General features: G+C 74.0%; 4 protein-coding genes. All 4 read left to right on the forward strand.

Translation table 11 applies throughout. The features are described from left to right. Positions 1-13: 13 nt before the first annotated feature. From QCD66_RS17485 to QCD66_RS17500, 4 genes are read left to right on the forward strand one after another with little or no spacing between them, the layout of a single operon-like run. Positions 14-5,161: an amino acid adenylation domain-containing protein gene (locus QCD66_RS17485; protein WP_407567210.1), complete on the forward strand. Its 5,148-nt coding sequence runs from the start codon at positions 14-16 to the stop codon at positions 5,159-5,161. Beyond that, positions 5,158-8,532, forward strand: a complete 3,375-nt coding sequence (locus QCD66_RS17490; protein ID WP_407567211.1) for an amino acid adenylation domain-containing protein — start codon at positions 5,158-5,160, stop codon at positions 8,530-8,532. Before QCD66_RS17485 ends, QCD66_RS17490 begins: the two co-directional genes overlap by 4 nt. After that, positions 8,532-15,044, forward strand: coding sequence for an amino acid adenylation domain-containing protein (locus tag QCD66_RS17495; protein WP_407567212.1), 6,513 nt, complete (start codon positions 8,532-8,534; stop codon positions 15,042-15,044). Before QCD66_RS17490 ends, QCD66_RS17495 begins: the two co-directional genes overlap by 1 nt. Continuing rightward, positions 15,041-15,787 carry a thioesterase domain-containing protein gene (locus QCD66_RS17500; protein ID WP_364217318.1) on the forward strand — a complete coding sequence of 249 codons (747 nt, stop codon included), beginning with the start codon at positions 15,041-15,043 and terminating at the stop codon, positions 15,785-15,787. The genes QCD66_RS17495 and QCD66_RS17500 overlap by 4 nt, the downstream gene beginning before the upstream one ends. Positions 15,788-15,942: the final 155 nt, after the last annotated feature.

The following is a 15,942-nucleotide window of genomic DNA, read 5'->3' on the forward strand; positions in this document are numbered from 1 at the left end:
TGGAGTTGAGGACATGACAGCCAGTCTCGACGCCGCGCAGACGCTGCACGGCCTGGTGGCCGGGCACGCCGTCGCCCGTCCCGACGCATGCGCGGTGGAATGCGGGTCGCTGCGGCTGACGTACGCCGAACTCGACGACCGCGCCACCGCCCTGGCGGCCCGGCTGCGGGCCGCCGGCACCGGCCCCGAGGACATCGTCGGGGTCCGCACCGCCCGCGGCCCCGAACTCGTCGTGGCGATCCTCGGCGTGCTGAAGGCCGGGGCGGCGTACCTGCCGCTGACCGCCGACCTGCCGCCGTCGCGCGTCGCCGCGCTGATCGCCGACGCCGGCGTACGCGTCGTCGTCGCCGGGACCGGGACCGCGACCGCCGTCACCGGCACCGCCGTGACGGTCGTCGACCCGGCCGGCACCGGCCCGGCCGTCGACGTGGCCGGCGACGGCGTCGACCCGGACACCGCCGCGTACGTCATCTACACCTCCGGCTCCACCGGCGTGCCCAAGGGCGTGGTGGTCGAGCACCGCGCCGCCGCCGCCCACATCCGGTCGATGGTCGCCCACCTCGGGCTGACCCCGGACGACGTGGTCCTCCAGATGGCCGGGCACGGCTTCGACGTCGCCGTCGAGCAACTCTTCGCCGGCCTCGCCGCCGGTGCCCGGGTCGTCCTGCGCGACGACCGGGTCTGGGGGCCGGCCGAGGTGTGCGCGGCGCTGCGCACGCACGCGGTGACCGTCGCCGACCTGCCGACCGCGCTGTTCACCGAACTGGCCACCGCCCGCCACGCCGGGCTGCTGCCCGCCGCCGTCGGCACGCTGCGCGTGGTCCTCGCCGGTGGCGAGGCGCTGCCCGCCGCCGCCGTCGACCGCTGGCGGGCCGCCGTCGGCCCGGACGGGCCGCCGGTCCTCAACGCGTACGGTCCGACCGAGACGGTGATGACCGCGTCGGTGCACCGGTCCGGCGACACCGCCGGGGCGGACACCGTGCCGATCGGCGCCGCCGTCGGCCCCCGCGTCCTGCACGTGCTCGACGCCGACCTGGCCGGCACCGGCGGCGGCGAGCTGTACATCGGCGGCACCGCCCTGGCCCGCGGCTACCTCGGCCGCCCCGACCTGACCGCCGAACGGTTCGTGCCCGACCCGTGGGGGCCGCCCGGCGCCCGGATGTACCGGACCGGCGACCGGGTCCGGCGCGCCGACGACGCCGCCGACCTGACGTTCCTGGGCCGGGTCGACGACCAGGTGAAGGTACGCGGGTTCCGGATCGAGCCGGCCGAGATCGAGGCCGTCCTGGCCGGGCACCCCGACGTCGCCCAGGCGGCGGTCCTCGCCGGCGGCGGCCGGCTGACGGCGTACCTGGCCGGGGTCGACGGCACCGACGGCCCGGAGCCGGCGGCGCTGACCGCCTGGCTGACCGGGCGGCTGCCGGCGTGGATGGTGCCGGCCGTCTGGCACCGGCTGGACCGGCTGCCGGTCACCCCCGGCGGCAAGGTCGACCGGGCCGCGCTGGCCGCGCTCACCCCGGCCCCGGCCGCACCGGCGGACACCGCACCGGCCGGCGACGAGCCCGCCGACCCGACCACCGCGAGCATCCGGCGGATCTGGGCGCGGGTGCTGGACCTGCCCGGCGTCGGCGTCGACGACACCTTCCTCGACCTCGGCGGCACCTCGCTGCTCGCCGCCCGCATCCAGGCCGACCTGCGCGCCGACCTCGGCGTCGAGCTGCCGCTGCACGAACTGCTGGCCAACCCGACCGTCGCCGCGCTGGCCCCGCGGGTCGAGGCGGCCCGCGCCGGTGACACCGCCGGCGCCCCGGCCCTGCCGGAGTTGACCCGCTACGACGGCGACCGGCGCACCGCGCCGCTGTCGGTGATGCAGGAGCAGATCTGGTTCTTCGAGCAGCTCACGCCCGGCAACGTCGCCTACAACGCGCCGACGACGATCCGGCTGCACGGCCCGGTCGACGTACGCCTGCTCGAGGCGGCGCTGTCCGAAGTGGTCCGCCGGCACGAGATCCTGCGCACCACCGTGATCACCCGCGACGGGGACCCGGTCCAGCTCATCCACCCGCCCTACCGGGTCCGGGTCGCGACCCGCGACCTGCGCTACGCCCCCGACCCGGCCGGCGCCGCCGAGCACGTCGTCGCCGCCGAGATCCGGGTGCCGTTCGACGTGTCCCGGCTGCCGCTGCTGCGCTGGCTGCTGCTGCGCCTGGCCGACGAGGAGTACGAGCTGGTCCTCGTCGAGCACCACATCATCCACGACGGATGGTCGTTCGCGGTGCTGATGGACGAGCTGCTGGCCAACTACGCCGCGGTCGCCGGCTGGGCGCCCGCCCCGGCCGAGCCGCGCCTGCAGTACCTCGACTTCGTGCACTGGCAGCGCGCCGCCCTGCCCGGCCCGGCGCTGCGCGCCCAGTTCGACCACTGGGCCGACCGGCTCGCCGGCGCCCCGGACCGGCTCGACCTGCCGTACGACCACCCGCGTTCCGGCGACAACCCGGCACCGGGCGCGGTGCACCGCGCCGAACTGCCCGCCGACCTGTGCGCGGCGGTGCGCGAGTTCAGCCGCCGCCGGGGCGTCACCCTGTTCATCACGATGATGGCCGGGTACGCGGCCATGCTGCACCGGTTCACCGGACAGGACGAGCTCAGCGTCGGCTCGGCGTACGGCAACCGGGCGATCCCCGGCACCGAGGGCATCCTCGGCATGTTCGTCAACCCGGTGGTGCTGCGGCTGGAGGTGCCCGGCCGGCGGCGGTTCACCGACGTCGTCGACGAGGTCCGCGCGGTCGCCCTCGACGCCCAGGCCCACCAGCACCTGCCGTTCGTGCACCTGGTGCGCGAGCTGGCGCCGCCGCGCCGCCCCGGCCACAACCCGATGTTCGCCGCGATGATGAACTTCGACGACGCGCCGCTGGTGCCGCTGTCCAGCGGCCCGATCTCGGCGTCCTACCTGGAGCGGCACAACGGCACCGCCAAGCTCGACCTGTCGGTGCTGGTCGTGCCGCGCGCCGAACGCCAGATCGGGGTGCCGGCGCACGAGCGCGACCAGCGGATCACGATGATCTGGGAGTACCGCAGCGACCTGTTCGACCCGGCCACCATCGCCCGGTTCTTCGACGCGTACGTCGCCCTGCTGCGCGCCGCGCTGACCGACCCGGCCCGCCGGATCAGCGACCTGCCGATGAGCACCGCGGCGATCCCGGCCGCCCCGGCCGCGCCACCGGCCACCGGCGCCGACGACCCGGCGGTGCACCGGATGTTCGCCCGGGTCGCCGCCGACCGGGGCGACGCCGAGGCGGTCCTGCACCCGGGCGTCGGCGCCGTCTCCTACGCCGAACTCGACCGGCGCGCCAACCGGTTCGCCCACCTGCTAGGCGACCGTGGCGTCGGCACCGAGGACCTGGTCGCCATCTGCCTGCCGCGCGGCGTCGACTGGGTCTCCAGCGTCCTGGGCGTGCTCAAGGCCGGCGCCGCCTACCTGCCGCTGGACCCGGACAGCCCCGCCGACCGGCTGGCCGGCCTGCTCGCCGACGCCGGCCCGCGCGCCCTGGTCACCGTCCGCGCCGACCTGCCCGGCACCGCTGACCCCACCGACGGCGACCCGGCCGCCGCCGCCGGACCGCTGCTGGTCCGCCCGGACGACCCGGCGCTGCGCACCGCACCGGAGCACGACCCCGGCGTCGCGGTCGACCCCGACCAGCTCGCCTACCTGATCTACACCTCCGGGTCGACCGGCCGGCCGAAGGCGGTCGGGATCTCGCACCGCGCCCTGGCCAGCAAGTACGCCGCCTGGCGCAGCGCCTACGACCTGGACCTGCACCCCGGCACCCACCTCCAGCTCGCCGCCCTCGCCTTCGACGTCTGCACCGGCGACGTGGTCCGGGCCCTGCTCTCCGGCGGCCGGCTGGTCCTCTGCCCGCCGGAGGCGGCCCTCGAGCCGGCCGCGCTGCTGCGGGTGATCCGCGAGTACGGCGTCGACACCGTCGAACTCCTGCCGTCGGTGATGAACCTGCTCGCCAGCCACCTGCGCGCGACCGGCTCCCGGTTGACGACGTTGCGCCTGGCGGCGATCGGCGGCGAGGCGTGGACGACCACCGACCACCGGCGGTTCCGCGAGGTCCTCGGCCCGAACACCCGGCTGCTCAACGTCTACGGCGTCACCGAGGTCACCATCGGCAACACCCTGCGCGAGCTGGGCCCGGCCGGCGGCCTCGACACCGACGACCAGCCGCTGCCGATCGGCGAACCGCTGCCGGAGGTCGAGGCGTACGTGCTGGACGCGGCGGGCCGGCCGGTGCCGGTCGGCGCCGTCGGCGAGGTCTTCCTCGGCGGGGTCGGGGTGGCCCGCGGCTACCACGGCCGGCCCGACCTGACCGCGGAACGGTTCCGCCCCGACCCGTCCGGCACCCGGCCCGGTGCCCGCCTCTACGCCACCGGCGACCGGGGCCGGTTCCGGCCCGACGGCGGCATCGAGTTCCTCGGCCGGATCGACCACCAGGTCAAGATCAGAGGCTTCCGGGTGGAGCCCGGCGAGGTCGAGCACGCCCTGCGCGGCGAACCGTCCGTCGGCGACGCGGTCGTGGTCGCGCACACCGACCGCACCGGCGTCCGGCTGGTCGGGTACGTCACCGGCAACGGCCCGACCCCGCCCGACCCGGCGAACCTGCGCGACTTCCTGCGTGGCGTGCTGCCCGCCTACCTGGTGCCGGCGGCGATCCAGGTGCTGCCCGAACTGCCCCGCACCACCAGCGGCAAGGTGGACCGCCGGGCGCTGCCCGACCCGGGCAGTGTCGAGGCGGCGCCGGGCGGCTCCCGGCCGCCCACGCCCGGCGTCGAGCAGCAGGTCGCCGACGTGTGGTGCGAGGTGCTCGGGCTGCCGGCCGTCGGCGCCGACGACGACTTCTTCGACCTCGGCGGGCACTCGCTGCTCGCCGCCCAGGTCACCGCCCGGCTGCTGGCGGTGCTCGGCGTACCGCTGTCGGTCCGCGACCTGCTGGCCGCGCCCACCGTCGCCGGGCTGGCCCGGCGGGCCGGCGCGGCCGCCGAGCGGCCCCCGGCCCGTACCGGCCCGGCCCTGGTGCCCCGGGCCCGGCAGGCGTTCACGGTCGCGGCGTCGGCGTTCGACGACGCCGGGCCGGTGCCGGCCGAGGACGGCCGGTGACCGCCGGCGGCCCGGTCGAGGCGCTGCCGGCGTCGTCCGGCCAGGAACGCCTGTGGTTCTTCGACCAGCTCGAACCCGGCAACCCGCTCTACAACGTGCACTTCGCGGTCCGGCTGCGCGGCCCGCTGCGCCCCGACGCGCTGGCCGCCGCCGTGCAGACGGTCGTCGACCGGCACGAGGCGCTGCGGACCACGCTGCGCGCCGTCGACGGCCAGCCCCGTCAGGTGATCACCGCGTCGGTCGAGGTGCCGACCCGGGTGACCGACCTGACGTCGGTGCCGGCGACCGACCGGGCCGGCACCGCCAGCGGCCGCGCCGCCGAACACGCCCGGACCGCGTTCGACCTGGCCACCGGCCCGCTGCTGCGCAGCGACCTGCTCCGCTTCGCCGACGACGACCACGCCTGGCTGCTCACCCTGCACCACGCCGTCTGCGACGGCTGGTCCGCCGAGGTGCTGTTCGGCGAGGTCTCCGAGGCGTACCTCGCCGCCGTCCAGCACCGCCCGGCCGACCTGCCCGACCTGCCGTTGCAGTACGCCGACTTCGCCCTGTGGCAGCGCGACGTGCTCGCCGACGGCGGCCTCGCCGACCAGCTCGACCACTGGCGGCAGCGGCTCGACGGCGCCGCCCCGCTGCTCGACCTGCCCACCGACCACCCCCGCCCGGCGACGCAGAGCTACGCCGGCGCGCTGCTCGAGGCGGTCGTCCCCGATGACCTCGCCGGCGCGGTACGCGACCTGGCCCGCCGGGAACGGGCGACACCGTTCATGACCCTGCTCGCCGCGTTCGCGGTGGTCCTGCACCGGCACACCGGCGTCGACGACCTGGTCGTCGGCACCGCCGTCGGCGGGCGCGGCCGGGTCGAGCTGGAACGGCTCGTCGGCTTCTTCACCAACACCGTCGCGCTGCGCGTCGACCTGCGCGGCGAGCCGACCTTCCGCGATCTGCTGGCCCGGACCCGCACCGTCGTCGCCGACGCCCAGTCCCACGCCGACCTGCCGTTCGAGCAGGTCGTGCAGGCGCTGCGCCCGGACCGCGAACCCAGCTACCACCCGGTCTTCCAGGTGATGTTCGACGTGCAGCCGGGCGGGCTCGGCGCGCTGCGGCTGCCCGGCGTACGCGCCACCGACGTACCGGTGCTCGACCGGCGGATCTCGCTGTTCGACTTCAGCGTCTCCGTCGTCGACGGCGACGAGCTGCGGCTGGTCGCCGAGTACGCCACCGACCTGTTCACCGCCGACACGGTGGGCCGGCTGCTGGCCGCGTACCAGGCGGTCCTGGCCGGCGTGGTCGCCGACCCGGACCGGCCGGTCGGCGCGCTGCCGCTGATGACCGCCGCCGAACGCGACCGGATCCTGGCCGCCGCCGACCGGCGGGAACAGGCCGCGCAACCGGCCACGCTGACCGACGTGTTCGCCGCGACGGCCGAGCGGTCCCCGGACGCGCCGGCGCTGCTCGACGCCGCGACCGGCGTCGGCTACGACTACCGGGAACTGCGCGCCTGGTCCGGCGACGTCGCCGCCCGGCTGCACGCCGCCGGGGTACGCCGCGGCGACCTGGTGGCGCTGCTGTGCCGGCGCTCGCCGGCCGCGGTCGCCGGGCTGCTCGGCGTCCTGCGGGCCGGCGCCGCCTACCTGCCGCTGGACCCGGACAGCCCGCCCGGCCGGATCGCCGCCCTGCTCGCCGACGCCGCCCCGGCCGCCGTACTGGTCGAACCGGGGCTGCGGGCGGTGCTGCCGGCCGGCGGGCCGCCGGTGCTGGCCGTCGAGCCGGTGCCGCCGTCGATCGCCGCCACCGCGCCGGACGTCCACGTCGAACCCGACGACCTGGCGTACGTCATGTACACCTCCGGCTCCACCGGCCGGCCCAAGGGCGTCCTCGTCCCGCACCGGGGCGTGGCGAACTACGCCGCCGCCGACCGGGCCGAGTACGGCCTGACCGCCGCCGACCGGGTGCTCCAGTTCACCGCGCTGATGTTCGACGTCAGCGCCGAGGAGATCTGGCCCTGCCTGGCCACCGGCGGCTGCCTGGTGCTGCGCGCCGACGACATGATCGACACCGCGCGCGAGTTCTTCGCCGCCTGCGAGCGGCTCGGTGTCACCGTCGTACACCTGCCGACCGCGTACTTCCACGAGCTGGTCGCCGAGTGCGAGCGCGACGGCCTGCGGCCGCCGGCCGGGCTGCGGGTGGTGGCGATCGGCGGCGAGGCGACCACCCCGGCCCGGATCGCCGCCTGGCGCCGGCTGGCGCCGCACGCCCGGCTGTCCAACGCGTACGGACCCACCGAGACCAGCATCGCGACCACGCTGGCGGCGCTGTCCGGGCCGGGCGTGCCGGAGGTGGCCACCCGGGTGCCGATCGGCCCGCCGGTCGCCGGCTCCGCCGTGTACGTCCTCGACGCCGAGCTGGCACCGGTGCCGGCCGGTGTGGTCGGCGCGGTCTACGTCGGCGGCGCCGGCCTGGCCCGCGGCTACCTCGGCCGGCCGGAGCTGACCGCCGACCGGTTCGTGCCCAGCCCGTTCGGTGCCGGTGAGCGCCTCTACCGCACCGGCGACCTGGCCCGCACACTGCCCGACGGGCAGCTCGAGTTCTGCGGCCGGGTCGACGCCCAGGTCAAGATCCGCGGCCACCGGATCGAGCCGGGCGAGGTCGAGGCGGCGCTGACCACCCTGCCCGAGGTACGCCACGCGGTGGTTGTCGCCCGGCCCACCGCGCGCGGCGACCACGAGCTGTTCGCGTACGTCGAGCCGGTGTCGGCGCCAGCGCCCGACCTGGACCGGCGGCTACGGGAACGGCTCGGCGAGCTGCTGCCCGCCTACCTGGTCCCGACCGGCTGGCTGGTGGTCACGGCCCTGCCCCGGACCGGCACCGACAAGATCGACCGGACGGCGCTGCCCGAGCCGCCGCCGCCCCCGGCCGCGCCGGTCGGGCCGGCCCCGCGTACCGCCGCGGAGCGGCTCGTCGCCCGGGTGTGGTGCGAGGTCCTCGGCGTCGAGCGGGTCGGCCCGGACGACGACTTCTTCGCCCTGGGCGGGCACTCGCTGCTGGCCACCCAGGTGGTCGCCCGGCTGCGCCGTGAGCTGGGTCCCGACGTACGGCTGCGCCAGGTGTTCGAGCTGCCGCGGCTGTCGGCGTTCGCCGCCGCGCTGCCGCAACCGCCCGCCGCCGGGGCGGCCGACCCGGCGGCGGCCGGTACGGCACCGGCCCGGCCGGCGATGCCGGCGCTGCGCCGCGCCACCGGCGACGAACTGCTCGCCGGCCTGCTCGACGCCGGTGCCGCGCCCGGCATCGCCAACCTGCTCCAACGGACCACCGGTGGCGCACCCGCCGCCGTCCGCCGCGAAGGTACCGACCGCACCCAGGAGTCGTGATGACGAGCTTCGACGACCAGGCGCCCACGACCGAGCAGACCGGGTCGGCGGACCGCCTCCAGGTGCTCGCCGAACTGCTGGCCGACGGCGACCCGGACAGCCGCTTCGCCCCCGTTTCGCTGGGGCAGCGGCGGTTGTGGTTTGTGGATCGGTTGGTGCCGGGTGGTGTGGATTACAACGTGGTGTGGCCGTTGCGGTTGGTGGGTGGTTTGGATGTGGGGGCGTTGGTTGGTGCGGTGAATGAGGTGGTGGCGCGGCATGAGGTGTTGCGTACGCGGTTTGTGGCGGTGGATGGGGAGCCGGTGCAGGTGATTGGTGGGGTGGGGGTGGTGGATGTTCCGTTGGTTGATTTGTCGGGGTTGGGGGTTGGTGTTCGGGCTGGTGAGGTGGCGCGGTGGGTGCGTGAGGCGGGGTTGCGGCCGTTTGATGTGGCGGTGGGGCCGTTGGTGAGGTGGGTGTTGTTGCGGGTTTCCGAGGGTGAGCATGTGTTGTTGGTGTCGGCTCATCATATTGTTTTTGATGGGTGGTCGGGTTCGGTTTTGTTGCGTGAGTTGTCGGTGTTGTATGGGGCGTTTGTGCGGGGTGAGGGTTCGCCTTTGCCGGTGTTGCCGGTGCAGTTTGCTGATTTTGCGGTGTGGGAGCGGCAGTGGTTGTCGGGTGGGGTGTTGGAGGGGCAGTTGGAGTTTTGGCGGGGGTATTTGGCGGATGCTCCTGCGGTGTTGGATTTGCCGTCTGATTTGCCTCGGTCGGTGGGTCGTGGTGGTGGTGGGGATCGGGAGCGGTTTGAGTTTCCGGTGGGGTTGTCGGTGGGGTTGGGGGAGTTGTGTCGGGGTGAGGGTGCGACTGTTTTTATGGGGTTGTTGGCGGGGTTGGATGTTGTGTTGGGGCGGTATGCGGGGGTGGAGGATGTGGTGGTGGGTACGTTTGTGGCTAATCGGGGTGCGCCTGAGTTGGAGGATTTGATCGGGTTTTTTGTGAATACGGTTGTGGTGCGTGGGGATTTGTCGGGTCGGCCGTCGTTTCGTGGTTTGTTGGGGCGGGTTCGGTCGGGTGTGTTGGATGTGTTCGGGCATCAGGATGTGCCGTTTGATCGGGTGGTTGAGGAGTTGCATCCGGTGCGGCGGGCGGGTTCTATGCCGTTTGTTCAGGTGGCGTTGGTGGTGCAGAACACGCCGGCTGAGGTGGGGTTGTTGGGTGGTGATGTGGTGGTGGAGTCGTTGCCGACGGAGACCCGCACCGCGGCCTTCGACCTCTCCCTGCACCTGTGGACCACCGAGACCGGTGCGCTCGCCGGTTTCGTCGAGTACGCCACCGACCTGTACCGCCGTCCCTTCGCGCAGCGGCTGATCGGCCACCTGGAGAGCGTGCTGACCCAGGCCGTCGCCGACCCGGACCGCCGCATCGACCTGCTGTCGCTGCCCGGCGCGGACGAACACCGGGCACTGCTCGCCGACGCGACCGTCCAGCCCGCCCCCGCCGCGACCCCGGCCGTCGGGCCGGCCCCGGCCGGCGAGCCCGTCACGGCCGGCGAGCCCGCCGTCCACCTGCTGCACGAACTCGTCGCCGCGCAGGTGGCCCGCCGCCCCGACGCCGTCGCCGCCTCCTGCGCCGGTGAACGGCTCACCTACCGCGAACTCGACCACCGCGCCGCCCGGCTGGCCCGGCACCTGCGCGCCGCCGGCGTCGGGCCCGAGGTCCTCGTCGGGATCTGCGTCGAACGCTCGCTCGCCTCGGTCGTCAGCGTGCTCGGCGTGCTCAAGGCCGGCGGCGCCTACCTGCCGCTGGACCCGGAGAACCCGGCCGAGCGGCTGGCCTACATGCTCGGCGACGCCGGCGCGACCACCGTCGTGGCCACCGCCGCCACCCGCCACCTGGTCCCGGCCGGCATCGAGCCGCTGCTCGTCGACGAACTGCTGGCCGACGCCGACGCCGACGACAGCGAGGTCGCCGAGGTCGACGCCGGGGTCACCCCGCAGAACCTGGCGTACGTCATCTACACCTCCGGCTCCACCGGCCGCCCGAAGGGCGTCGCGGTCAACCACCGGTGCGCGATCGCCCGGGTGCACCGGCCGGCGTACGCCGCCATCGACGAGACCGACGTGATGCTGCACGCGCTGTCGCTGTCGTTCGACGTGTCGGTCATGGAGGTCTTCGGCGCCCTGGCCAACGGCGCGGAACTGGCCGTCCTGCCCGGCAAGGCGCTGCCGGAGCGGGTCGGGATCTTCCTGCCCGGGGCCCGGGTCACCGTCGGCTGGCTGACCGCCGCGCTGTTCCACGCCGTGGTCGACACCGCGGGCGAGTCGCTGGCCGGGATGCGGACCCTGATCGCCGGCGGCGACCAGCTGTCGACCAGCCACGTCGAGAAGGCCCTCGGCCTGCTCGACGCCGACGCCACCCTGGTCAACGGCTACGGCCCGACCGAGGCGGCGATCTTCGCCGCGACGCACACCATGCGGCCGGCGACCGGTGTCGACGGGCGGGTGCCGATCGGCGGCCCGATCCCCGACACCGAGCTGTACGTCTTCGACCCGCACGGCAACCTGTCGCCGGTCGGCGTGCCCGGCGAGCTGTACATCGGCGGCGACTGCCTGGCCCGCGGCTACCTCGGCCGGCCGGAGCTGACCGCCGAGCGGTTCGTGCCGCACCCGTACGCCACCGGGGCGCGGCTCTACCGCACCGGCGACGTGGTGCGCTGGCGGGCCGACCACACCCTGGAGTTCCTGGGCCGGGTCGACCACCAGGTGAAGGTGCGCGGCTTCCGGGTGGAGCTGGGCGAGATCGAGCAGCGGCTGCGCCGCTGCGCCGGGGTCGGTGACGCCGTCGTGGTGGCCCGGCCCGACGGCGAGGACCACACCCTCGTCGCGTACGTCGAGACGGCCGCCGGCGCGCAGCCGCCGGTCGTCGGGGACCTGCTCGCCGACCTGCGTGGGTTCCTGCCGGGCTACATGGTCCCGAACGCGTTCGTGGTGCTCGACGCGCTGCCGCTCAACCCGAACGGCAAGGTCGACCGGGCCGCCCTGCCCGACCCCGACGGCCACCGGCCCGACCTCGGCACCGGATACGTGCCGCCGCGCAACCCGATCGAGGAGACCCTCGCCGGCATCTGGGCCGACCTGCTCGGGCTGGACCGGGTCGGCGCCCACGACGACTTCTTCGACCTCGGCGGCCACTCGCTGCTGGCCAGCCGCCTGGTGGCCCGCATCCGCCGGGCGTTCGACCGGGAACTGCCGCTGGCCACGTTCTTCGCCGCGCCGACCGTGGCCGGCCTGGCCGCCGCCCTCGAGGCGATGCTGCGCGCCGACACCGCCGGCGCCCGCCCGCCGATCGTGCCGGCCCGGCGCCCGGACCCGCTGCCGGTGTCGCTGGGGCAGCGGCGGTTGTGGTTTGTGGATCGGTTGGTGCCGGGTGGTGTGGATTACAACGTGGTGTGGCCGTTGCGGTTGGTGGGTGGTTTGGATGTGGGGGCGTTGGTTGGTGCGGTGAATGAGGTGGTGGCGCGGCATGAGGTGTTGCGTACGCGGTTTGTGGCGGTGGATGGGGAGCCGGTGCAGGTGATTGGTGGGGTGGGGGTGGTGGATGTTCCGTTGGTTGATTTGTCGGGGTTGGGGGTTGGTGTTCGGGCTGGTGAGGTGGCGCGGTGGGTGCGTGAGGCGGGGTTGCGGCCGTTTGATGTGGCGGTGGGGCCGTTGGTGAGGTGGGTGTTGTTGCGGGTTTCCGAGGGTGAGCATGTGTTGTTGGTGTCGGCTCATCATATTGTTTTTGATGGGTGGTCGGGTTCGGTTTTGTTGCGTGAGTTGTCGGTGTTGTATGGGGCGTTTGTGCGGGGTGAGGGTTCGCCTTTGCCGGTGTTGCCGGTGCAGTTTGCTGATTTTGCGGTGTGGGAGCGGCAGTGGTTGTCGGGTGGGGTGTTGGAGGGGCAGTTGGAGTTTTGGCGGGGGTATTTGGCGGATGCTCCTGCGGTGTTGGATTTGCCGTCTGATTTGCCTCGGTCGGTGGGTCGTGGTGGTGGTGGGGATCGGGAGCGGTTTGAGTTTCCGGTGGGGTTGTCGGTGGGGTTGGGGGAGTTGTGTCGGGGTGAGGGTGCGACTGTTTTTATGGGGTTGTTGGCGGGGTTGGATGTTGTGTTGGGGCGGTATGCGGGGGTGGAGGATGTGGTGGTGGGTACGTTTGTGGCTAATCGGGGTGCGCCTGAGTTGGAGGATTTGATCGGGTTTTTTGTGAATACGGTTGTGGTGCGTGGGGATTTGTCGGGTCGGCCGTCGTTTCGTGGTTTGTTGGGGCGGGTTCGGTCGGGTGTGTTGGATGTGTTCGGGCATCAGGATGTGCCGTTTGATCGGGTGGTTGAGGAGTTGCATCCGGTGCGGCGGGCGGGTTCTATGCCGTTTGTTCAGGTGGCGTTGGTGGTGCAGAACACGCCGGCTGAGGTGGGGTTGTTGGGTGGTGATGTGGTGGTGGAGTCGTTGCCGACGGAGACCCGCACCGCGGCCTTCGACCTGGCCTTCCACGTCTACACGACCGAGTCGGGGGCACTGGCCGGCTTCGTGGAGTTCGCCACCGACCTCTACCGGCGCTCGTCCGTACAGCGTCTCGTCGGGCACCTGGAGAGCGTGCTGACCCAGGCCGTCGCCGACCCGGACCGCCGCATCGACCTGCTCGCCCTGCCGAGCCCGGCCGAACACCACCACCTGACCAGGGACGTCGCCCGTGGCGCCGTACGCGACTTCGGCACCGGGACACCGCTTTCGCGGTTCACCCGGCAGGCCGCGCTCACCCCGGACGCGGCCGCCTACGTCGACGGCGACCGGGTGCTGACGTACGCCGAACTCGACGCGCGGTCCACCCGGCTCGCCCGCCGGCTGCGCCGCCTCGGCGTCGGCCCGGAGACCCCGGTCGGCGTCTGCCTCGGACACGGCCTCGACCTGCCGGTGGCCGCCCTGGCGGTCTGGAAGGCCGACGGTGCCTACCTGCCGCTGGACCCCGACAACCCGGCCGAGCGGCTGGCGTACATGCTCGACGACGCCGGTGCCGCCGCCGTGGTCACCACCGGGGCGCTGCGCTCCCGGCTGCCCGGCGACCTGACGGCCGTCGTCGTCGTCGACGCCGAGGACACCGCCGACGACGGCGCCGGGGCCACCGACGTCGACGACCCGGCCCCGGTGTCCACGATCGACAGCCTGGCCGCGGTCATCTACACCTCCGGCTCCACCGGCCGCCCCAAGGGCGTCGCGGTCACCGGCCGCTCGATGGTCAACCGGATCGCCTGGTTCGCCGACGAACGCCCCTTCGGCCCCGGCGAGGTCGGCGTCCTGAAGACCCCGATCGGCTTCGTCGACTCGCTGTGGGAACTACTCGGCGGGCTGCTGTACGGCGTACCGACGGTGGTCGTGCCCAAGGACACCGGCCGCGACCCGAAGGCGCTGGTCCGGGTACTGGCCGCGCACGGGGTGACCCGCCTGCTGCTGGTGCCGTCGCTGCTGCGGATGCTCCTGCTCACCGTCGACGACCTGGCCGAGCGGCTGCCCCGGCTGACGCTGTGGATCAGCTCCGGCGAACCGCTCTCGGCCGACCTGGCCCGGATGTTCGTCAAGACGCTCCCGGGCCGGTCGCTGCACAACCTCTACGGCGCCGCCGAGGGCTGGGACTCGCTGTGGCCGCCGGCCTGCGGCGAGGACGAGCTGACCGGCGCGGTGCCGGTCGGCCGGCCGCTGGCCAACGTCGGCGCGCACATCCTGGACCGGGCCGGCCAGCCCGCCCCGGTCGGCGTACCCGGCGAGCTGTACGTCGGCGGCGACTGCCTGGCCCGCGGCTACCTCGGCCGGCCGGACCTGACCGCCGAACGGTTCCTGCCCCACCCGTACGAGCCCGGTGCCCGGCTCTACCGCACCGGCGACCTGGCCCGGATGCTGCCCGACGGGCAGATCGAGCTGGTCGGCCGGGTCGACCAGCAGCTCAAGATCCGCGGATTCCGGGTCGAGCCCGGCGAGGTCGAGCGGGCCCTGGAGGCCCTGCCCGAGGTACGCCAGGCCGCAGTGGTCGCCTGGACCCGCGAGGGCGCCGAGCCGGAACTCGCCGCGTACGTCGTCGCCGACGGCCCCGCGGACGCGGCCGGCGTACGCGCCGCGCTGGGCCGTACCCTGCCGTCGCACCTGGTGCCGACCAGCTTCAGCTTCCTCGACGCCCTGCCCTCGACGGCCACCGGCAAGATCGACCGGCTGGCGCTGCCCCGGCCCGTACGAGCCCCGTCGGCCGAGGGCGCGACACCGGCCGACGACGCCGAACTGCTGCTCGCCCAACTGTGGGCCGACGTCCTCGGCGTCGAGCGGGTCGGCGTGCACGACGACTTCTTCGACATCGGCGGGCACAGCCTGCTGGCGGCGCAGCTCGTCGACCGCATCGGTCGCGAGATCGGCCGCGAACTGCCGCTTCGTACGATCTTCGACCACTCGACGGTGCACCGCATGGGCCTGGCCCTGCGGGCACCGCACACCGAGCCGGAAAGGCCGCTGTCTTGACCACACCCTGGATCGCCCGGCTGCGCCCGTCCGGCACCGCCACCACCCGCCTGATCTGCCTGCCGCACGCCGGTGGCGGGGGCGCCACCTTCCGGAGCTGGTCGACCGGGCTGTCCGACGGCGTCGACCTGTGCGCGGTACGGCTGCCGGGCCGGGAGAGCCGGCTACGGGAACCGCTGCTGACCCGGATGGGCGACGTGGTCGGCGAACTGGCCGGCGCGCTCACCGACTACCTGGACCTGCCGTACGCCCTGTTCGGCTACTGCTCCGGCGCGCTGACCGCGTACGAGCTGGCCCGGCTGCTCGAGCAGGCCGGCCGGCCGCCGGCGCACCTGTTCGTCTGCGCCTGCCCGTCACCGGCGGCGGTCGAGCGGGACAGCGGCGTGCACAAGATGTCCGGCCCCGAACTCGCCGACCACCTGCGGGCGCTGGGCATCATCCCGGCGACGATCATCGACGACCCGGGGCTGTTCGCCCTCTTCGAGCCGAGCGTACGGGCCGACTACGAGATCTTCGAGACCGACGTCTACCGGCCGGCGCCGCCGCTGAACCTGCCGATCACCGTCTTCGGCGCCGACGACGACCCGAGCACCACGGTGCCGACGATGATGCGGTGGCGCGAGGAGACCAGCGGCGAGTTCACCATGCGGCTCTTCCCCGGTGACCACTCGTTCTTCGAGCAGGACCGCAAGTCGATCATGCGTACGGTGGCCGCAGAACTCGAGGCGGTGGGCGCCCGCTGAGGTAGGCGCGCGTACCGGCTCGGCCCGGCGGCGCGTGGCAGACTCGTCCACCCTGGACAGGCCGCCCTGCTCCGGCAGTTCGCGCCGCCGGAACCCGGCCGTCCGACGCCTCGACCCGCCCGCGGCCCGCGGGGGAACCTGTGATCATCAGCTGC

The sequence above is a fragment of the Polymorphospora sp. A560 genome, assembly GCF_045781765.1.
GTDB lineage: Bacteria > Actinomycetota > Actinomycetes > Mycobacteriales > Micromonosporaceae > Polymorphospora > Polymorphospora lycopeni.